The organism is Vibrio sp. Sgm 5 (assembly GCF_026241575.1).
GTDB lineage: Bacteria > Pseudomonadota > Gammaproteobacteria > Enterobacterales > Vibrionaceae > Vibrio > Vibrio jasicida.
The window spans coordinates 1-212 of record NZ_JAPHPY010000170.1; the positions used below are offsets into that span (position 1 = coordinate 1).

Below are 212 nucleotides of genomic sequence, written 5' to 3' on the forward strand. Positions count from 1 at the left end.
TCCACACCACCGTCGGCAGTGCCATCAGCAAGTGTCATGCTGACAACTGTGTCGGTCGTGCTTGGATTGCTTAGTGTAACGTCTAACGTTGCCGGATCACCTTCGTTGACTGTCGCGTTGCTAATTGACGCGACGACTGGACGGTCGTCATCTGGCTCAGGTCCCGGGCCGCTACCGTCATCAACAATGGTACCCGTGCCTTGTGCTGGTGT

Annotated in this window: 1 protein-coding gene; it reads right to left on the reverse strand. The window is 56.6% G+C overall.

Annotation, left to right across the window (positions count from 1 at the left end; all coding sequences use genetic code 11):
* On the reverse strand, window positions 1-212 hold a 212-nt coding region (locus OQJ86_RS26555; protein WP_265992377.1), incomplete at both ends, for a hypothetical protein.